The 18,369-nt window shown below is 62.9% G+C and carries 17 protein-coding genes; 7 read left to right on the top strand and 10 right to left on the bottom strand.

Annotation, left to right across the window (positions count from 1 at the left end):
• Window positions 1-209: 209 nt before the first annotated feature.
• The 4 genes from BN1121_RS02990 to BN1121_RS02975 form a co-directional block, all read right to left on the bottom strand.
• Window positions 210-797: a superinfection exclusion B family protein gene (locus BN1121_RS02990; protein ID WP_005347427.1), complete on the bottom strand. Its 588-nt coding sequence runs from the start codon at window positions 795-797 to the stop codon at window positions 210-212.
• Window positions 798-914: 117 nt separating this feature from the next.
• The gene (ansB, locus tag BN1121_RS02985) at window positions 915-1,973 is read right to left on the bottom strand and encodes an L-asparaginase 2 (protein WP_005347425.1); all 1,059 of its coding nucleotides are present in this window, start codon (window positions 1,971-1,973) and stop codon (window positions 915-917) included.
• A gap of 117 nt (window positions 1,974-2,090) precedes the next feature.
• Window positions 2,091-2,297, bottom strand: a complete 207-nt coding sequence (locus BN1121_RS02980; protein WP_005347424.1) for a heavy-metal-associated domain-containing protein — start codon at window positions 2,295-2,297, stop codon at window positions 2,091-2,093.
• A 55-nt stretch (window positions 2,298-2,352) separates the two neighbouring features.
• Window positions 2,353-3,303: an AEC family transporter gene (locus BN1121_RS02975; protein WP_005347421.1), complete on the bottom strand. Its 951-nt coding sequence runs from the start codon at window positions 3,301-3,303 to the stop codon at window positions 2,353-2,355.
• Window positions 3,304-3,408: 105 nt separating this feature from the next.
• Between BN1121_RS02975 and treR the strand changes: the two genes are divergently transcribed.
• The 5 genes from treR to BN1121_RS02950 all read left to right on the top strand — a co-directional run bounded on the left by treR (window position 3,409) and on the right by BN1121_RS02950 (window position 8,932).
• Entirely contained in the window at window positions 3,409-4,353 is a 945-nt protein-coding gene (gene treR, locus BN1121_RS02970; RefSeq protein ID WP_005347418.1) for a trehalose operon repressor TreR, read from the top strand.
• Window positions 4,354-4,516: 163 nt separating this feature from the next.
• The gene (treB, locus tag BN1121_RS02965; RefSeq protein WP_005347415.1) at window positions 4,517-5,947 is read left to right on the top strand and encodes a PTS trehalose transporter subunit IIBC; all 1,431 of its coding nucleotides are present in this window, start codon (window positions 4,517-4,519) and stop codon (window positions 5,945-5,947) included.
• Window positions 5,948-6,015: 68 nt separating this feature from the next.
• On the top strand, window positions 6,016-7,677 hold the full coding sequence (gene treC / locus BN1121_RS02960; protein WP_005347413.1) for an alpha,alpha-phosphotrehalase: 1,662 nt from the start codon (window positions 6,016-6,018) through the stop codon (window positions 7,675-7,677).
• A gap of 3 nt (window positions 7,678-7,680) precedes the next feature.
• The gene (locus BN1121_RS02955; protein WP_005347411.1) at window positions 7,681-8,286 is read left to right on the top strand and encodes a sugar O-acetyltransferase; all 606 of its coding nucleotides are present in this window, start codon (window positions 7,681-7,683) and stop codon (window positions 8,284-8,286) included.
• Between the two features lie 325 nt (window positions 8,287-8,611).
• Complete coding sequence (locus BN1121_RS02950; protein ID WP_005347409.1) at window positions 8,612-8,932, top strand: hypothetical protein; 321 nt, start codon at window positions 8,612-8,614, stop codon at window positions 8,930-8,932.
• A 69-nt stretch (window positions 8,933-9,001) separates the two neighbouring features.
• On the opposite strand, the gene BN1121_RS02945 is transcribed toward BN1121_RS02950, so the two are convergent.
• Both BN1121_RS02945 and BN1121_RS02940 read right to left on the bottom strand, forming a co-directional pair.
• Complete coding sequence (locus BN1121_RS02945) at window positions 9,002-9,829, bottom strand: hypothetical protein (RefSeq protein ID WP_005347407.1); 828 nt, start codon at window positions 9,827-9,829, stop codon at window positions 9,002-9,004.
• A 78-nt stretch (window positions 9,830-9,907) separates the two neighbouring features.
• A complete protein-coding gene (locus BN1121_RS02940) occupies window positions 9,908-10,531 on the bottom strand; it encodes a GNAT family N-acetyltransferase (protein ID WP_005347406.1) in 624 nt (207 codons plus the stop codon).
• Between the two features lie 944 nt (window positions 10,532-11,475).
• Between BN1121_RS02940 and BN1121_RS02930 the strand changes: the two genes are divergently transcribed.
• A complete protein-coding gene (locus tag BN1121_RS02930; protein ID WP_043157095.1) occupies window positions 11,476-12,360 on the top strand; it encodes a LysR family transcriptional regulator in 885 nt (294 codons plus the stop codon).
• Between the two features lie 107 nt (window positions 12,361-12,467).
• Complete coding sequence (locus BN1121_RS02925) at window positions 12,468-13,697, top strand: DUF3179 domain-containing (seleno)protein (RefSeq protein ID WP_005347399.1); 1,230 nt, start codon at window positions 12,468-12,470, stop codon at window positions 13,695-13,697.
• A gap of 444 nt (window positions 13,698-14,141) precedes the next feature.
• Here the strand turns inward: BN1121_RS02925 and BN1121_RS02920 are convergent, their stop codons facing one another.
• Genes BN1121_RS02920 through BN1121_RS02905 form a run of 4 tightly spaced genes read right to left on the bottom strand, consistent with a single transcriptional unit; the run spans window position 14,142 to window position 18,327 of the window.
• Window positions 14,142-15,572 carry a gamma-aminobutyraldehyde dehydrogenase gene (locus BN1121_RS02920; RefSeq protein ID WP_005347397.1) on the bottom strand — a complete coding sequence of 477 codons (1,431 nt, stop codon included), beginning with the start codon at window positions 15,570-15,572 and terminating at the stop codon, window positions 14,142-14,144.
• Between the two features lie 19 nt (window positions 15,573-15,591).
• A complete protein-coding gene (locus BN1121_RS02915) occupies window positions 15,592-16,389 on the bottom strand; it encodes an ABC transporter permease (protein ID WP_005347395.1) in 798 nt (265 codons plus the stop codon).
• Window positions 16,379-17,332, bottom strand: a complete 954-nt coding sequence (locus BN1121_RS02910) for an ABC transporter permease (RefSeq protein ID WP_005347393.1) — start codon at window positions 17,330-17,332, stop codon at window positions 16,379-16,381. Before BN1121_RS02910 ends, BN1121_RS02915 begins: the two co-directional genes overlap by 11 nt.
• Window positions 17,329-18,327, bottom strand: a complete 999-nt coding sequence (locus tag BN1121_RS02905) for an ABC transporter ATP-binding protein (protein ID WP_005347391.1) — start codon at window positions 18,325-18,327, stop codon at window positions 17,329-17,331. Before BN1121_RS02905 ends, BN1121_RS02910 begins: the two co-directional genes overlap by 4 nt.
• Between the last annotated feature and the right edge of the window lie 42 nt (window positions 18,328-18,369).

Below are 18,369 nucleotides of genomic sequence, written 5' to 3'. Positions count from 1 at the left end.
GAAGAGGTGAGCGCCGTGCTGGGCAAGGCGGAGCGTTGTGACGAGGCGCTCGGCGCCTCGGACTGTGTGTGGGGTGATGAGCAGAGGCAGGTCCGGGTGGGGTTTATCGCCGGCAAGGCGGCCCTGTTCAGCTCAAAGGGACTCAACTAGTCCGGATGAAGACAAAAAAAAGCCGACACCTTTGGGTGTCGGCTTTTTTGCATGAGGGATTAGCGTGAGAGCCCCTTCTGGGCAAACTTGGGGCGGGCGCTCATGATCTGCTCCACCTGCTCCTCGCTCATCTTGCCGCGCGACAGTCCCAGCACCTTGTAAGTGAGCAGGGGGCGTGCCGGCAGGGCGATCATCAGGGCGCGGATCTGGTTCTCATCATCCTTCTCCCGATTGGGCTTGCCATAGGCGAAGGTGAGGATCCCGGCGTCCATCAGGTTTTTGACGGCCGGCTCGGTGATCGGCAGATTAATGACGCTCTTGCGCTGCAGCACGAACTCGCGCAGTACCGCCTTCTCGTTGAAGTCGAGGAAGGCGATGGTCTGCTCCATGTTGCTGTGCTGGCGGCGCTCCTGCCACTCCTCGCACAGATATTCCCAAGCGATGAGCAGCCCCTGGCTGGCGAAATAGGAGAGGGCAATCAGCATGCCCACCCCCAGCCAGCCGGCGTAGGCCTCGCCCCAGCGGCTTATTGCGCCGTTCATCACCCCTTCTGGAAAGATCAGGATCAGGCTGCAGGTGAGCAACAGCCAGGTCATGATCCAGTTGAGTTGAACCAGTTGATGAAAATGTTGGATCCAGCGTCTCATCTCTTTTCCTTCCAAACGATGGCACCTGGACCCATTACAGCAAAGGGTGTGCCAATTTGTTTTTGACACACCAAAGAGAGAGGGCGGGACAGGCCCGCCCTCGCGCCGGTTGGCCGATCAGTACTGCTGGAAGTACTGCTGGATCTGCTTGGGATCCTTGGTCTGGGTGAGGGAGAGCATCAGCAGCACCCGCGCCTTCTGCGGGTTGAGGCTCTCGGCGGCGACGAAGCCGTACTTGGCGTCATCGATCTCGGCATCCAGGGTGGTGGAGCCGGTCGGCACGCGGGCGGAACGTACCACACGGATCCCCTTCTCGCTGGCCTTGGCCAGGGTGTCGAACAGGGTGTGGTAGAGGTTTCCGTTGCCCACCCCGGCGCTGACGATGCCGTCAAACTTGGCATCCACCAGAGCCTTGGCCGGCAGCTCTGAGGCGTTGGCATAGCTGTAGACGATGCCGACCTGGGGCAGCTTGTCGAGCTTGCTCACGTCAAACGGGGTCTGGCTGGTGTGCTGGCGAGCCGGGCTGCGCTGATAGTCGATCTTGCCGTTGTGGATGTAGCCAAGGGGCCCGAAGTTGGGGGAGGCGAAGGTCTGCACCCCTGTGGTGTTGGTCTTGGTGACGTCACGGGCGTCGAGCACGGTGTCGTTCATGGCGACCATGACGCCGCGCCCCTTGGAGGCGGGGTCGGAGGCGGTGACCACGGCGTTGTAGAGGTTCATGGGGCCGTCGGCACTCATGGCGGTGGAGGGGCGCATGGCGCCGACCAGCACCACCGGCTTGTCGCTCTTGACGGTGAGGTTCAGGAAGTAGGCGGTCTCTTCCATGGTGTCGGTGCCGTGGGTGATGACGATGCCGTCAACGTCATCCTTGGCCAGCAGCTCGTTGACCCGCTTGGCGAGCGTGAGCCACACCTGGTCGTTCATGTCCTGGGAGCCGATCTTGACCACCTGCTCTCCCTGCACGTCGGCCACCTTCTTCATCTCGGGCACGGCGGCGATCAGGGTGTCGATGGCGACCTTACCCGCCTCGTAGTTGGACTGGGTGGCGGACTGGCCGGCGCCGGCGATGGTGCCGCCGGTGGCCAGGATGTGCACGCTCGGCAGGGCGAAGGCCAGAGGGGAGAGGGTCATGCCGAGGACGGCGGCGATCAGGCTCTTGCGAAGGGGTAGGGACATGCTGCGACTTCCTTATTGTGATGGTAGACCGCAGCATTTTTTCTCATTAATCCCCGGTTCGTTGTGATTGAACTCACCAAAAAACAGGTTGATACAGAACTTTAACCTATTTTATACCTATAAAGTGGTGTTTAAGTTGGCGTGAAATCCCTGGGCCTCGATGAGGGCGATCAGGGCCGCACGCTCGACCTCGCCCTCGATGCGGGCGGTGGCGCTGGCAAAATCCACCTTCACGGCGGTGACGCCGGGCTGGGCGCCCAGGGCCCGCTCGAGAGAGGCGGCGCAGCCACCGCAAGACATCCCCTCAACCTTCAGTTCGATCATCGTGCTTCCTCCTGTGGGTAACCCGGTCATCCTCTTCCTGCCGGTCGGGGCAAGGTCAAGCCATCAGCCCCAGATAGTTCATCAGGGCGGCCCCCAGGCTGGTGGTGACCAGCGAGCCCAGGGTGGTGACGGCGATGATGCTGGCGGCCAGGGCGCTGTCGCCGCCCATGGCGCGAGTCATCACATAGCTGGCGGCGGCGGTCGGGGTTGAGCTCACCAGAAACAGGATGCCGAGAGCCTGATGGTTGAAACCGAGCAGGGCGGCGCCGCTCACCATCAGCAGGGGGAACAGCAGCAGGCGGTTGGCGGTGGCCCAGCCGGTGAGCAAGGCCCCGCCGCGCAGGGCCTGCAGGTTGAGGCTGGCGCCGGTGCAGAGCAGGGCCAGCGGCAGGGTCATGTTGGCAAAGTAGTTGCCGGTGGTGAGCAGCAGGGGCGGCAGCTGGACCCCGAGCAGGCCAAACGGTAACGCCGCAACGATGGCGATGATAAGGGGGTTTTTGGCGATCCCCTTGAGGATGGAGCGAGTGCCGCGCCCGCCCCCCAGGCTGCGGGTCAGGGTAATGACGGCGAGGATGTTATAGAGCACGGTGACCGCCCCCACATAGAGGGCGGCGGCGCCGATCCCCTCGGGTCCGTAGGCGTTTTGCACGAAGGCCAGCCCCATGATCCCCATGTTGCCGCGAAAGCTCCCCTGCACGAAGATGCCGCGCAGGGCGCGTGCGGCGATGCAGCGCGCCGCCAGCCACTCCAGCAGCAGGAAGCCGGCGAGGGTGCCGAGCAGGCCGTAGACGATGAGCCAGGGGCTTGGCATGGTCGCAAAATCGGTGCGCACCATGCTGAGGAACAGAAGCGCCGGCAGGGTGACCTGGAACACCAGGCGCGAGGCCGACTCGATGAAGCTCTCGGGCAGCAGCCCCAGCCGCTTGAGGGCGATGCCGAGCAGCAGCACCAGGCAGATGGGGCCGGTAATGGAGAGGGAGAAGTTCAGACTGGCGAGCAGATCCATCGTCCTGTCCTTGAGAGGAAGAGGCGGCCATTCTAACTCCAACGGCTTGTTTTTGTGGGGGCAAATCACAACAATAGGGCCCTTCCCCTCGCGTCAGTGCTGCCCATGGAAAAGAAGCTCACCATCCTCGATATCGCCCGCCTCTGTGGGGTCGGCAAGTCGACCGTCTCTCGGGTATTGAACCGCGATCCCAGAGTCAAGGAGGAGACCCGGGTGCGGGTCGAGCAGGTGATCGACCAGCACGGCTTCACCCCGTGCAAGTCAGCACGCGCCATGCGCAGCCAGAGTCAGAGGGTGGTCGGCATCATAGTCTCGCGGCTCGACTCGGGCTCGGAGAACCAGGCGGTGCGCGGCATGCTCGAGACCCTCTACGGCGAGGGGTACGACGCCGTGCTGATGGAGAGCAAGTTCTCCCCCGCCAAGGTCGAGGAGCATCTGGCGGTGCTGGAGCGGCGCGGGGTGGATGGCATCATTCTGTTTGCCTTCAACGATCTCGACTACGCCGCCATGAGCCCGTATCGGGATAAGTTGGTGCTGGTGGCGCGCGAGGCGCCGGGCTTCTCCTCGGTCTGCTTCGACGACGAGGGGGCCATCCGCACCATGATGGGAGGCTTGCTTGCCGACGGCGTGCGTGAGATAGCCTATCTGGGGGTGGACGAGGCGGATCTCACCACCGGAGCGCGGCGGCGCGATGCCTACCTGAGTTGTTGCGCCGAACACGGCCTGACCCCTCGGCTGGCGCTCGGGGATCTCTCCCACCAGAGCGGCTATCGCCTGGCCGCCGAGCTGCTCACCCCGGCCACCCGGGCCCTGGTCTGCGCCAGCGACACCCTGGCCATCGGCGCCGCCAAGTACCTGCAGGAGCAGGGACGCAGCGAGGTGCGGGTCACCGGCCTTGGTAACAACCCCCTGCTCGGTTTCCTGTTTCCCAACGCACAGAGCCTGGATCTCGGCTACAAGGGTGCCGGCGTGCAGGCCGCGCGCCAGCTGCTGGGACAGATCGAGTCTGGTCACCCCCCCCAAGCCACCATAGCCCCCAGCCTGACCTAGCCTTGATACCAGCAGGGCAGGCTGCGCTTTTTGTGACCACAACCCCAAATTGGGAACGTTCCCATTGCTGCGCGGTGACTTCTGTTTCATCTTGTTTGGGAACGATTCCAAAACCAGCCCACAGGGTAATGCACACCATGCGGCGTCACAGAGGGAAGACCCGATGACCAAGATCAACACTCAGCACCTGGCCACGCTCATCGACAAGATCGGTGGCAAGGAGAACATCGCAACCGTCAGCCACTGCCTGACCCGGCTGCGCTTCGTCCTGAACGATCCGACCAAGGCCGACAGCAAGGCCATCGAGACCATACCTGCGGTGAAGGGAAGCTTCACTCAGGGCGGCCAGTTCCAGGTGGTCATCGGCAACGAGGTGGAGCAGTGGTACAAGGCGCTGACCGAAGAGATCGGCGTCAGCGGCGGTAGCAAGGAGGTCGCCAAGCAGGCGGCGCGCCAGAACATGAATCCGCTGGAGCGGGGCATCTCCCACCTGGCGGAGATCTTCGTGCCCCTGCTGCCGGCCATCATCACCGGCGGTCTGATCCTGGGCTTTCGCAACGTCATCGGCGACATCAAGATGTTCGACGATGGCACCCACACCCTCACCGAGATCAGCCAGTTCTGGGCTCAGGTGCACGCCTTCCTCTGGCTGCTGGGTGAGGCCATCTTCCACTTCCTGCCGGTGGGCGTCTGCTGGTCTGCGGTCAAGAAGATGGGCGGCTCCGAGATCCTGGGTATCGTGCTCGGTATCACGCTGGTGTCGCCCCAGCTGATGAACGCCTACGGCATCGGCCAGCAGACTCCCGAGGTGTGGGACTTCGGTCTGTTCGTGATCCAGAAGGTGGGTTATCAGGCGCAGGTCATCCCGGCCCTGCTGGCGGGCGTCTTCCTCGCCTGGGTGGAGACCAACTTGAAGCGCATCATTCCGGCCTACCTCTATCTGGTGATTGTGCCGTTCGTTTCTCTGCTGCTGGCGGTGATCGTGGCCCACGCCTTTATCGGTCCGTTCGGGCGCTGGCTGGGTGACGGCGTCGGCTTTGCCGCCAAGGCCGCCATGACCGGCTCCTTTGCCCCCATCGGTGCCGCCCTGTTTGGCTTCCTCTATGCGCCCCTGGTCATCACCGGCATCCACCACACCACCAACGCGGTGGATCTGCAGCTGATGCAGAGCATGGGGGGCACCCCGATCTGGCCGCTGATCGCCCTCTCCAATATCGCCCAGGCCTCTGCCGTGGTCGGCATCATCCTCATCAGCCGCAAGGAGAACGAGCGGGAGATCTCGGTGCCTGCCGCCATCTCCGCCTATCTGGGGGTGACCGAGCCGGCCATGTACGGCATCAACCTCAAGTACAAGTTCCCCATGCTGTGCGCCATGGTGGGCTCCAGCCTCGCGGCCCTCATCTGCGGCTTCGCCGGAGTGATGGCCAACGGCATCGGGGTAGGGGGCCTGCCGGGCATCCTCTCCATCCAGCCGCAATACTGGGCCGTCTATGCCATCGCCATGCTGGTGGCCATCGTCGTGCCTATCGTGCTGACTCTGCTGGTTTACCAGCGCCAACAGGCGGCCGGCAAGCTGGCTAAGGCCAGCGCTTGACTCCACACATCAGGGCGACCCGCAGGGGTCGCCCTCTCCCTTTTTCATTCGAGACAAGAGCAAGACCCATGAGCCAAACACCCTGGTGGCAGAGCGCCGTGATTTACCAGATTTACCCCAAGAGCTTTCAGGATTCCGCTGCCCGTGGCACCGGCGATCTCAAGGGGATCATGGCCCGCCTCGACTATCTCAAGACCCTCGGTGTCGATGCCCTCTGGCTGACCCCGGTTTACGTCTCCCCGCAGGTGGACAACGGCTACGACATTGCCGACTACCTTGCCATCGACCCTGCCTACGGCACCATGGCCGATTTCGAGGCACTCTTGGCCGCCGCCCACGCGCGCGACATCCGCATCGTGATGGACATCGTCGTCAACCACACCTCCACCGAGCACGCCTGGTTCAAGTCGGCGCTGGGGGATAAAAACAGCCCCTACCGCGACTACTACATCTGGCGCGATCCGGTGGATGGCGGTGTGCCCAACAACTGGCAATCCAAATTTGGCGGCAGCGCCTGGGAGCTCGATGAGCTCACCGGTCAGTACTACCTGCACCTGTTTGCCCGCGAGCAGGCGGATCTCAACTGGGAAAACCCGGCGGTACGCGCCGAGGTGAAAAACATCATCCACTTCTGGGCCAAGAAGGGGGTGGACGGTTTCCGGCTCGACGTCATCAACCTCATCTCCAAGGATCAAGCGTTCCCGAGCGACGACAGTGGCGATGGCCGCCGCTTCTACACCGACGGGCCGCGCATCCACGAATTTTTGCAGGACGTGAGTCGCGACGTCTTTGCCCCGGTCGGCGCCATGACGGTGGGGGAGATGTCCTCTACTTCGCTGGAGCACTGCCAGCGCTATGGCGCGCTGGATGGCTCCGAGCTCTCCATGGTGTTCAACTTCCACCATCTGAAGGTGGACTACCCCAATGGCGACAAGTGGACCAAGGCGCCGTTCGATTTCCTCGAGCTCAAGCGCATCTTCAACCACTGGCAGAGCGGCATGCACGGCAAGGGGTGGTCGGCCCTGTTCTGGTGCAACCACGATCAGCCGCGCATCGTCTCCCGCTTCGGTGACGAGGGCGAACATCGCGTGGTTGCCGCCAAGATGCTGGCCAGCACACTGCACGGCTTGCAGGGCACCCCCTACATCTATCAGGGGGAGGAGATCGGCATGACCAACCCCGGCTATCAGTGCATCGATGACTATCAGGACGTGGAGAGCCGCAACATCTTCGCCATCAAGCAGGCTGAAGGCGTGAGCGAGGCCGAGATCCTGGCCATCCTCGGCGCCAAGTCCCGTGACAACTCCCGCACGCCCATGCAGTGGAGCGCTGCGGCCAATGCGGGCTTCACCAGTGGCACCCCCTGGCTCAAGCCCGCCGGCAACTACCTGATGATCAATGCCGAGGCGGCGCTGGCCGACACCGACTCGGTGTTCTGGCACTACCGGGATTTGATCCGCCTGCGCAAGGCCCATCCTATCTTCACTCAGGGGGATTATCAGGAGCTGCTGGCGGGGCATTCGCAGATCTGGGCCTATGCCCGCCGCGCCGACGGTCAGACCCTGCTGGTGGTGAGCAACTTCTACGGCGAGCCGGCCACCTTCGCCCTGCCGGAGGAGCTGGCCACCGGCAAGGGGCGCCTGCTGCTTGGCAACTACCCAGATAGCCCGGCCCGGCCGCAATCGGGTATGCTGCGCCCTTATGAATCCCTGATCTGGCTGGTGGAGTAGGCGATGAGCGAGGTGATGATGAAGGCGGCGGTGCGCAGCCCCGAGTGGCAGAAGATGGTGGCGGGGGAGCCCTATGATGCGGGCGACCCCGAGCTCAAAGCGGCGCGCGAGCGCTGCCGCAGGCTCTATCACACCTTCAACACCCACTGGCAGGAGAAACCGGCGCGCGATGCCCTGCTCCATGAACTGCTGGGCGGCCGTGGCAAGGAGTGCGCCATCAACCCGCCCTTCTTTTGCGACTACGGGGCCAACATCTTCGTCGGCGAGAACTTCTACGCCAACGTGGGCTGCACCATCCTCGACGTGTGCGAGGTGCACATCGGCGACAACGTGCTGCTGGCGCCCGGGGTGCAGATCTACACCGCCGCTCACCCGGTGGCGGTGGCGCCGCGCATCAAGGGGGTGGAGTTCGGCAAGCCGGTGCGCATCGGCCACAACGTCTGGGTGGGCGGGAGCACAGTCATCTGCCCCGGCGTCACCATTGGGGACAACAGCGTGATCGGCGCCGGCTCCGTGGTGACCAGGGATGTGCCGGCGGGCGTGGTGGCGGCCGGCAACCCCTGCAAGGTGCTGCGGCCCATGACGCCCGAAGAGCTGGGCGACGCATAAAGGCGCGAGGGCAGGGCTTCCTGCCCTTGCTGTTGGCCGCCTGCGCTCTCTGAATCCGGGATGTACAGCTAATTCAAAAATTTCGAATGTCTGTTCCAGATTAACTCGCTAACAATGGGGGCTGTGCCCCGTTACCATGCACTCATCGCTTAGGCCGGAGTGCCAAGTGGCCAAATAATCCGTTGTTACAGACGCGCACCCCAAGAATTCAATCGGTGGCGGATGTGAAGGAGCAACATAATATTTGAATGACCTCTCGCAAGGATGCATTGATTCGGGCCCATGGGGCCTTGGCAATGACATACACATATAGAGAGAAACGAACATGAGAACCCTCATCAAGATGCTGGCCGTTGCAGGCCTGATGACCACCAGCCTTGCCCACGCCGCCGTGCCGGCCGACTTCAGCGCCGCCCCGGGCGTGCTGTTTGTGAAGTGGCATGGCGATGCCGTCCAACACGGCGCCGGCATGCTGGAAGTGCGCGATGCCACCGGTGAGCTGCTGGCCGCCGTGCCCGCCAAGAGCGCAGGCACCCAGTCGATTGCCCTGCCGTCCCGCACCCAGGGCACCCTGAGCGTCAGCCTGGGCGACGAGAGCAGCGACTATCGCATCCCCTTCGGTCTGGGCGACGGTCGCCAGCGCTAAGGGTGATGTCTCGGGCCGAGAGCCCGAGTGCCGCACAAAAAAACAGGGAGGCCATCGGCCTCCCTGTTGCTATTCAAGCGATGTGGGCGGCGGGTTTGACGCCCCCGCACTCAGGCTGACCGGGCCTGTCTGGGCGGGAGCAAGGACGGGGCGATCGGAGAGCAGCGCCTGCACCAGATCCACGGCTAGGTGGATATTGGACTCCATGGTATCGCCATCTTGCGCATTGGCTTTCCAGGTGTCGGGGGCTTCCGGATGGGGCCCGGAGACGGCCACCTTGCCCTTGCCGTAGGCGCTCATCAACGCGGCGATCCGGCCATCGTCGAAGTAGGCCAGCTCGCGCACCGGTTCGGTGCTTGGCTTCAGGGCGAAGGTGGGGCCGGCCTGGTAGTACATGCGGCGCACCTCCCCGAGCCAGCGAATGTCATAGATCTTGGGGGAGAAGTCCCCGTCATAGTCGTCTGACTCGGCAGGCACCAGGCCGAGCGCCTTCACATGGTTGCCCTCGTCGGCCCAGCCCAGCGAGGCGACAAAGGCACCGCCGCAGATCCCCAGATAGCGCCCGCCCTGGCGCAGGTAGCGTTTGAGCGCCCCGGCGATGGCCGGGGTGAACCGATGAACCAGGGGCTCTACGTCATCTTCGGTGCCACCGATGATAAACAGACGGGCGCCCGCCAGTCTGGCGGGGAGATCGTCCAGGTTGTCGAGATAGACCACGGGGAGCCCGGCCTGCTTGACCACGGCGGCGATCGCCTCGTTGCTGTCCGGATCGGAGATCGGGCCGTTGTAGATAAGGGCGTAGTCTTGCGGGGTGCCGAGATTGGCCGGCGCCTTGCTCTGGGCCTCGCCGGCGAGGCAGCAGAGCATTACAAGGCTGGACCACAGCAGCCAGCGCACGGGTCGGCTCGCTGATGACCTCAACGCGTGAAGGCCAAGGTGTCGGTTGCTCAACATATCATCTTCCTGTGTGGGTCATCACTGTGGGGGGCCGGCCGACTCATCAGTCGGCCCGGTTGGGGGATGGGGTGAGCCGCAAGTGGCCGGCTCAGTAGGCGCCGCGCGGCCCTGATGGGACCATTCGCTTCGCAGCAGGGCAAACACCACTGTGTCCCACCACAGCCCCTTGAAGTAGCGATGCTCGCGAAAGTGCGCCTCCTGGCGCATCCCGAGCGAGGAGCAGAGCCGTATGGCTGCCCGGTTCCGGGACAGGGTCTCGGCATAGATGCGGTGCACCCCGAGCGATGCAAACCCAAAGCCCGCCAGGGCCGAGGCCGCCTCCTGCATCAGTCCGCGTCCCTGGCTGTGGCACGCCATGCCGCACCCCATCGAGGCCTGCTGATCGCTCTCCAGACGCAGGCAGACTGTGCCGATCAGGGCATTCGTCGCCTTATGCTCTATCGCCAGCTGATAGGCGCGCCGGGGGCGCTCGCCGGCCTGCTCGACAAACAGTCGAGTCAGCTCCCGGTACTTCTGCGCCCGGCCATCCTCCTCGCTATAGAAGCGCTGATAGCGCTCGTCCTGGGTGATGGCCACGAAGGCCGCCTCGTCGTCGAGGCGCATATCGCGCAACCTCAGGCGCTCGGTCTCAAGGATAAACATGCAGGCCTCCTCCAATGAGCGGCCATTATGGGGCTTGGGATAAGGCGAGGGACAATCCCCAACCGGGGTGTGGCCGCCGGCGCTCGGTCGAGCTCCTGGCTTACGACGGGGATCTCGATGCGGCTTTGCCGCACAGGGGGAGGGGGCAATCAGCGCGGCGCATTGCACCGGGTGAGTGAGGGCTCTGCCCTCGAAGTTTTTCGCCAGCCCACCTGGAGGAGCTCAGTCGAGCTCCTGGCCTACGACGGGGATCTCGATGCGGCTTTGCCGCATAGGGAGAGGGGGCAATCAGCGCGGCGTATTGCATCGGGTGAGTGAGGGGCGAGGGCTCTACCCTCGACGTTTTTCGCCAGCCCTTTGGGCTTTGGCGAGTGACTTTTCTTTGCGTGGCCAAAGAAAAGTCACCAATCGAGCGGCCAGCCCCGGCAAGTCGTCCGCTACGCGGATGCCCTCGGCTCGTCGATCGGGTCGGCCGTACCGCCGCACACGGCACATCCCTGTGCCGCCTGCGGCTGCGCCGTCCTCCCTGACGGCGCTACTGACCCGTTCAACTCACCTTGGCGACTTGCAGGGGGGCCAATACCGTGCCCGACGGCGGCTAAGTGGGCTCGCTACGCGGCGCTCAGAACGGTGGGTGTCCCAATATTTGGCTGCGCCATCATCCCTGATGGCGCTCCTGACTTTGTTTCCTCCCCTCGGCGGATTGGAGGGGGTAGACAATACCGTGCCAGACTGCGACTGGGTTGGTAGTTTGCTGCTCTGTTGGCCGCTACGCGGCACTCAAAATTTTGGGTGTTCCAATTTCACTACAGTGGGGGTGAGGAAAGAAGCGGGCCTGTCGATTCGGATGCGCCACCATCACTCAACTGGGGGAAGCACCCAGGCTTGCCAGCCGCTAAGCACCTAGTAATACTGCATCTATTGCGGCTTACCTATGCACCATTATGAATCTGGATGACCTCGCTCTTTTCGTTCAAGTCGTTGAGCTAAAAAGCTTTACCCGCGCAGCAGAAGTCAATGATCTGCCCAAATCTACAGTGAGTCGGCGCATTCGGGCGTTAGAGGACTCACTAGAGATGCGATTGCTTGAGCGTACTACCCGCTCATTGACCCTGACCGAGGTCGGTGAGGTATTTCTGCATCAAGCACAACAGATATTGCGGCAGGTCGAAGAAACGCATCGTCAGATAACCAAGTCACAGGGGGAGTATTCAGGGGCATTAACCCTGTATGGGGCCGAATATCTCTTCGATTTATGCAGCGAACAAGTTTCAGATTTTTTTGAGCGTTACCCGGCGCTTTCATTGACACTGCATTCATATCCTGAAAACCCTCAGGATTTGATGGATAAACGCTTTGATTTGATGCTGATGGTGGGCGAACAGCCCGACTCTTCATTTATTGCCGTGCCATTGGCGAAGCTGCATTTTGATCTTTACATGGGTGTTGAGGGGACAAATGGGCATCAACTCAGTGATGAGGCACTTTTGAACAATATGCCGATCGCAGTTCAGGAAACGTCGATGCAACAATGCTGGCCACATGCAAGGCTTCCTTTACTACGTCCTCCCCGCTATAGCGTCCAATCGCCACGCCTGTTAACCAATATTGTCGTACAAGGCAAAGCCATTGGTTGTCTGCCCGTGGTATTTGCCAATCATGAAGTTCAACAGGGCAGGTTAAAAGCGTTATTCGATGGGAAGTATCGCTTTGCGCAGACGATTTATGGCGTCTATCATTCTCGGCGTTACGTTCCCGCCAAAGTAAAACTGTTGCTTGAAGACATCCGTCAGCATCTTCCAGTCCTGTTGACCCAGCTGGAGGCGTGATGATTGTTCCAATTTCAGCAACAGAGCATTGCTGCTAACCCTCTTTTTCTTCTTCCTCGCTGTTTTTATCCTCTGCTAAACACATGTTTGTGCAGCAGGTAAAAACCATGAATACGATAGTTGAAAGCATCGGCCTTATCTTGTTTCTCCTGTGTAATGGGGTTGCCCTGTTCGCATCAGGTCTACTGTTTAAAGAGTTGGCAGATATCAGTCAGTGGGTCATCCAGTCGGAGCGCAATAAGACCATGCATGTATGGTATTATCGCCACCGTTATTCTGCGTTGACGCTGATAGCACTATTCTTGTCGTGGGTCATTTACATTGCCGAGCCGGAGGTAATGCCTCTGTCAGTATTGCTTCTGCTCAGCGGAACTATCATTCTTTTCTATTACAGTGGCTACATCAACCCGCATGTCATGATGCGGGCTAGGATGAAAGACGGCATGTTTGTGTCTGTGGATGCAGCACGGCGCTATTATGCCGACGATGAGAGTGTGATTGTGCTTGAAGTCAATGGTGAGGCTCGCGCCCACTCCGATAAAGATCTGTTGCGCCCTCATGTGGCAGGAGCGGGGCCGATCGGAGGTGAGAACGTGGTGATGACCTACTGCGGACTCTCCAACCTAGGCGTGGCATATACTCCTGAACTCAACGGGGTTGCACTCGATTTAGCTCCGATGAATCAACTGGAAAATAACCTTGTCATGTGGGACAAAAATTCGGGAGAGCCGATTCAGCAGTTGTGGGGGCAACGGGAATGCGACATTAACTCTGCCAATTCTGATGCAAAGATGCGTGAATGGCCCACATTTCGTATGCCATTTGAAAAGTTTGCCCTGGCATATCCGAACGGAGAAGTGTTCATCAATGACTATCTGGCAAAAGAGACGCGGGTGAGTTTTTGGAAAAATCCGGTGCTGGCAGTATATGACTTCATCATGGATTTTATTTTCACAACGGCGATTAAACATCAGTCGAGTAAAGACTCGCCCACCTTTCCGACTATCAAGCACAAGGATGATCGTCTGGCCAACAAGACCCATGTGTGGGGATTAGCGGTTGCGGATGATTATGTGGCTTATACCGAAGACTTTGTGCGTCAACACGGCAATCTCATCAATACCAGCATTGGCGGCAGAGCCGTCGTGATCTGTTACGACAAGGATTATCAGAGCCTGGTGGCGTTCTACAATGACACCGGCCACGCCATTGAACATGTCGACTTCTTTGGTGTAACGGCCGACGCTAAGCTGCCGCGTGTCGAGAGCATGAAGGCCGGCATTTACTGGATGATCTGGGCAAATTTCTACCCGACAACTGATCTCAACAGACGCTGACTGTTCGGCCCCTGTCGGGCTAACATGCTGGATGTGCCTGGGAAATTAGGACACCCACTCTTCCCCCTTGCAGAAGTGGGCGCCGTTCTGAGCGCCACAACTGACACCAGCCGCCTTCGCTACTGACGGGCACGGTATTGTTGACCCCCTGCAAGCCGCCGAGGGGAGGAAGCAAGGTCAGGAGCGCCATCAGGGATGATGGCGCAGCCGCAGCGGGGCAGGGATGCCCCATCTGCGGCGGTCCGTCCGACCTTGTGACCGACCCGAGGGAAACCGCGCAGCGGTCGGGTTGGCGGGGGAAAAGACCTTTGGTGACTTTGGGTCTTTCCAAAGTCACTCGCCAAAGCCCGCAGGGCGGGCGAAACCCCGCGTAGCGGCAATCCCGCAGGGATTGTGATGCTCGTCGTAGGTGAGGAGCTCGACCGAGCGCCTCCCGGAGCGTCGCTACAACTTCACCATAATATGCCGCGGCACCGTGTAGTCCTCCAGCGCATAGAGGGAGAGATCCTTGCCGTAGCCCGACATCTTCATCCCCCCGTGGGGCATCTCGGTGGCGAGCATAAAGTGGGTGTTGATCCAGGTGCAGCCGTACTGAAGGCCTGCGGCCACCCTGTGGGCCAGCCCCAGATCCCGGGTCCAGACCGAAGAGGCGAGGCCGTAGTCCGAGTCGTTGGCCCACTGCACCACCTGCTCGGCGTCGCTAAAGCGGGTCACCGAGACCACGGGACCGAACACCTCGCGGCGCACTATCTCGTCCTCCTGACGGGCGCCGACGATCAGGGTCGGCTCGTAGAAAAAGCCGTTGCCCGCGCGCATCCGCCCGCCCGTGGTCACCTCCATGTGGCCGCTCGAGACGGCCCGCTCGACGAAGCTGGCCACCCGGTGGCGCTGCCGATCCGAGATGAGCGGCCCCATCTCGACCCCCTCCTCGTGCTGGCTGCCTACCCGGATCGAGGCCACGGCGTCGCTCATGGCGGCGACAAACCGGTCGTGCAGCCTGCTCTGCACATAGATACGGCAGGCGGCGGTGCAGTCCTGCCCCGCGTTGTAGAAGCCGAAGGTGCGGATGCCCGCCACCACGGCCTCGAGATCCGCGTCGTCGAAGACGATCACCGGCGCCTTGCCGCCGAGCTCGAGATGGGTGCGCTTCATGGTGCGCGCCGCGCTCTGCAAGATCTTCTGGCCGGTGGCGATGTCCCCGGTGAGCGACACCATGCGCACCAGGGGGTGCTCCACCAGGGGGGCCCCCACGCTCTCGCCGCGACCGCAGATGACGTTGACCACCCCGCGCGGGAAGATCTCGCTGGCCAGCTCCGCCAGGCGCAGGGCGGTGAGCGGGGTCTGCTCCGAGGGCTTGAGCACCACCGTATTGCCGGCGGCGAGCACGGGGGCCATCTTCCAGGCCGCCATCATCAGGGGGTAGTTCCAGGGGGCTATGCTGCCCACCACGCCGATGGGGTCGCGGCGGATCATGCTGGTGTGACCGTCCAGGTATTCGCCGGCCAGGGGGCCGTGCAGGCAGCGGGCGGCGCCGGCAAAGAAGCGAAAGCAGTCGACCACCGCTGGCAGCTCGTCGCCGAGCACGGCGGCGTAAGGTTTGCCGCAGTTGAGGGATTCCAGCGCCGCCAGCTCCTCGGCGTGCTCCTCGATGGCGGCGGCCAGGCGCAGCAGCAGGTTGCTGCGGGTGGCCGGCGTGGTGTGGCGCCAGCTGCCGAAGGCGCGCTGGGCGGCGTTGACGGCGCGGCTCACCTGCTCGAAGGAGGCCTCGGGCAGGGCGACGATGAGCTCGCCGGTGGCGGGGTTGAGCACGGGCTCGCTTTGGCCTTCTCCCGTGACGAACTGGCCATCGATAAGCTGCTGGGTCGATATCTTCATAGAAAACCTTCCTTGGTGGTTAGCGAGCGGCGTCGTTGCCGTCGCGCGTCAGGTAATAGGCGAGCAGGATGGGCACGGTCGTGACCGCGACTATGATGAGCGCGACCACGTTGGTGACCGGCCGATCGCGCGGGCGGATCAGCTCCTGATACATCCAGATGGGCAAGGTGGTCTGCTGGCCTGCGGTGAAGGTGGTGACGATCACCTCGTCAAAGCTCAGGGCAAACGCCAGCATGCCGCCGGCCAGCAGGGCCGTGGCGATGTTGGGCAGGATCACGTAACGCACGGTCTGAAAGCCGTCGGCCCCGAGATCCATTGACGCCTCGATAAGGGATCTATGGGTGCGGCGAAAGCGCGCCAGGGCGTTGTTGTAGACCACCACCACGCAGAAGGTGGCGTGGCCGATGACGATGGTCCAGAAGCTGAAGGGGATCTCCAGCACCCCGTAGGCCGAGCGCAGCGCCAGCCCGGTGACTATGCCCGGCAGGGCGATGGGCAGGATCAGCAGGAGCGACACCACCTCCTGGCCGAAGAAGCGACTGCGGGCGATGGCGGCCGCCGCCAGGGTGCCGAGCAGCAGCGCCACCAGGGTGGCGAGGCTCGCCACCTCGAGGGACAGGCGGATGGCGCGCCACACGTCGGGCCGCTCCAGGGTGACCCCGATCCACTTCAGGGTGAGGCCGGGGGGCGGGAACTGGTAGCTCTTGCTCTCGGTGGTGAAGGCATAGAGGAAGATAAACAGCATGGGAAGGTGCAGGAAGGCGAGCCCGCCATAGGCGGCGAGGCGCAATCCGCTCCCGGCTCGGTCAAAGCGCATCGAAGGCCCCCAGACGTTTGGCCACCGTCAGGTAGATGGCGATGATGAGGATCTGCACCAGGGAGAAGGCGGCGGCAAACGGCAGGTTGCCGGCCGTGCCCTGCTGCATGTAGACCACCTGCCCGATGTAGAGGGTGGAGTTGCCGATGATGCCCGGGATGATGTAGTCCCCCAGGGTCAGGGAGAAGGTGAAGATGGAGCCCGCCACCACGCCGGGCAGCGCCAGGGGCAGCAGCAGGGTGCGGAAGGTCTGGCCCGGGGTGGCGCCGAGATCGGCGCTCGCCTCGATGAGCGAGACCGGGATCCGCTCCACCGCCGCCTGGATCGGCAGGATCATGAAGGGGAGCCAGACATAGACGAAGACGATAAAGGTGCCCAGGCGCGAGAACGAGAGCGACGGGCCGCCGATGGCCGGCAGGCTCAGCAGGGCTTGCAGCACGCCGTCCAGCCCGAGCTGACCGGCCAGCCAGTTGATGGCCCCCTCCTTGGCCAGGATCAGCTTCCAGGCGTAGACCCGCACCAGATAGCTCGACCAGAGCGGCAGCATGATGGCGATGTAGAAGAAGGCCCGCTGCCGCCCCCGGGTGTAGCGCGCCATGTAGTAGGCGATGGGGAAGGCGAGCAGGGCGCAGGCCAGGGTCACCAGCAGGGACATGGTCAGGGTGCGCAGGATCACGTCCCGGTTCTCCGGACGCGCCAGGTCGATGAAGTTCTGCCAGGTGAAGGCATAACGGATCTGGCCGCTGAACTCGTCGAGGCCGAAGAAGGCGTTGGAGAGCAGCATCAGGAGGGAGCCGGCATAGATGAGGCCGAGCCAGATGAGGGGGGGCCCGAGCAGGATCCCCAGCAGCAGGCCGGAGCGGCCGTAGAGCAGGGTCGAGAGGCGCCGGCGCAGGGGGGCGCGGGGGGCATGGCTTGGCATGGTCAGGCTCGCACTGTTCATGGGGTCGCTCCCAGGGCGTGCACGGCGGGGGCCGCCCAGCTGAGAGAGACCCGCTCCCCGAGCGGCAGGCGGGCCTGCCCCTCGTTGGGGTGGTTGACGATGAGCTCGATGTCGCTGTCGATGCGCACCCGGTAGCGCACGTAGGGGCCCAGGTACTCCACCTCGCGCACCTCGCCGGACCAGCCCGGGGTGCCGGCCGTGGCGAGGCGGATCCGCTCCGGGCGCACCATCACCTGACCGCTGTGGCCGGTGAGGCGGCGGGCGGCCTCGCCCTCGAACAGGTTGACGCTGCCGACGAAGCGGGCCACGAAGGGGGTGGCCGGGGTGTCGTAGATGGTCTCGGGGGCCGCCACCTGCTCGATGCGCCCCTGGTTGAAGATGCAGAGGCGATCGCTCATGGAGAGCGCCTCCTGCTGATCGTGGGTGACGAAGATGAAGGTGATGCCGAGCTGGCGCTGCAAGGCTTTGAGTTCGAGCTGCATCTGCTCGCGCAGCTTGAGATCGAGCGCCCCGAGGGGCTCGTCGAGCAGCAGCACCCGCGGCTGGTTGATCAGGGCGCGGGCGATGGCGATGCGCTGGCGCTGGCCACCGGAGAGCTGGCCCGGGCGGCGATCGCCCACCCCGGGCAGGCGCACCAGCTCGAGCATCTCGTCGGCGCGGCGATAGCGGCTGGCCTTGTCGACCCCCTTGATCATCAGGCCGTAGGCGATGTTGTCGCGCACGTTCATGTTGGGGAACAGGGCGTAGTCCTGAAAGACGGTGTTGAGGGGGCGCTCGTAGGGGGGCAGGGTGGAGCACGCCTCGCCGAAGAGGCGAATGGTGCCGCCAGTCGGGTATTCGAACCCGGCCAGCATGCGCAGGCAGGTGGTCTTGCCCGAGCCGCTCGGCCCCAGCAGGGAGAAAAACTCCCCCGGCGCGATGGCGAGCGACACCTGGTCCACCGCCTTGACGGTGCCATAGTGACGGCTCACCCGTTCAAACTGTACCGCGTGCATGGATTGACTCCGAAGTGAGGGGCCGGCGTGGCCGGCCCGGCA

It is taken from the genome of Aeromonas diversa CDC 2478-85 (assembly GCF_000819805.1).
GTDB classification, from domain to species: Bacteria; Pseudomonadota; Gammaproteobacteria; order Enterobacterales; family Aeromonadaceae; genus Aeromonas; species Aeromonas diversa.
The sequence above is the reverse complement of the archived record's forward strand: the minus strand, read 5'-3'. Positions and strand labels throughout refer to the sequence as shown.

Excerpts from the sequence above, each read along its gene's own strand:
- BN1121_RS02990 (WP_005347427.1), bottom strand. The coding sequence starts at position 797 with ATGAGACGCTGGATCCAACATTTTCATCAACTGGTTCAACTCAACTGG.
- ansB (WP_005347425.1), bottom strand. The coding sequence starts at position 1,973 with ATGTCCCTACCCCTTCGCAAGAGCCTGATCGCCGCCGTCCTCGGCATG.
- BN1121_RS02980 (WP_005347424.1), bottom strand. The coding sequence starts at position 2,297 with ATGATCGAACTGAAGGTTGAGGGGATGTCTTGCGGTGGCTGCGCCGCC.
- BN1121_RS02975 (WP_005347421.1), bottom strand. The coding sequence starts at position 3,303 with ATGGATCTGCTCGCCAGTCTGAACTTCTCCCTCTCCATTACCGGCCCC.
- treR (WP_005347418.1), top strand. The coding sequence starts at position 3,409 with ATGGAAAAGAAGCTCACCATCCTCGATATCGCCCGCCTCTGTGGGGTC.
- treB (WP_005347415.1), top strand. The coding sequence starts at position 4,517 with ATGACCAAGATCAACACTCAGCACCTGGCCACGCTCATCGACAAGATC.
- treC (WP_005347413.1), top strand. The coding sequence starts at position 6,016 with ATGAGCCAAACACCCTGGTGGCAGAGCGCCGTGATTTACCAGATTTAC.
- BN1121_RS02955 (WP_005347411.1), top strand. The coding sequence starts at position 7,681 with ATGAGCGAGGTGATGATGAAGGCGGCGGTGCGCAGCCCCGAGTGGCAG.
- BN1121_RS02950 (WP_005347409.1), top strand. The coding sequence starts at position 8,612 with ATGAGAACCCTCATCAAGATGCTGGCCGTTGCAGGCCTGATGACCACC.
- BN1121_RS02940 (WP_005347406.1), bottom strand. The coding sequence starts at position 10,531 with ATGTTTATCCTTGAGACCGAGCGCCTGAGGTTGCGCGATATGCGCCTC.
- BN1121_RS02930 (WP_043157095.1), top strand. The coding sequence starts at position 11,476 with ATGAATCTGGATGACCTCGCTCTTTTCGTTCAAGTCGTTGAGCTAAAA.
- BN1121_RS02925 (WP_005347399.1), top strand. The coding sequence starts at position 12,468 with ATGAATACGATAGTTGAAAGCATCGGCCTTATCTTGTTTCTCCTGTGT.
- BN1121_RS02920 (WP_005347397.1), bottom strand. The coding sequence starts at position 15,572 with ATGAAGATATCGACCCAGCAGCTTATCGATGGCCAGTTCGTCACGGGA.
- BN1121_RS02915 (WP_005347395.1), bottom strand. The coding sequence starts at position 16,389 with ATGCGCTTTGACCGAGCCGGGAGCGGATTGCGCCTCGCCGCCTATGGC.
- BN1121_RS02910 (WP_005347393.1), bottom strand. The coding sequence starts at position 17,332 with ATGAACAGTGCGAGCCTGACCATGCCAAGCCATGCCCCCCGCGCCCCC.
- BN1121_RS02905 (WP_005347391.1), bottom strand. The coding sequence starts at position 18,327 with ATGCACGCGGTACAGTTTGAACGGGTGAGCCGTCACTATGGCACCGTC.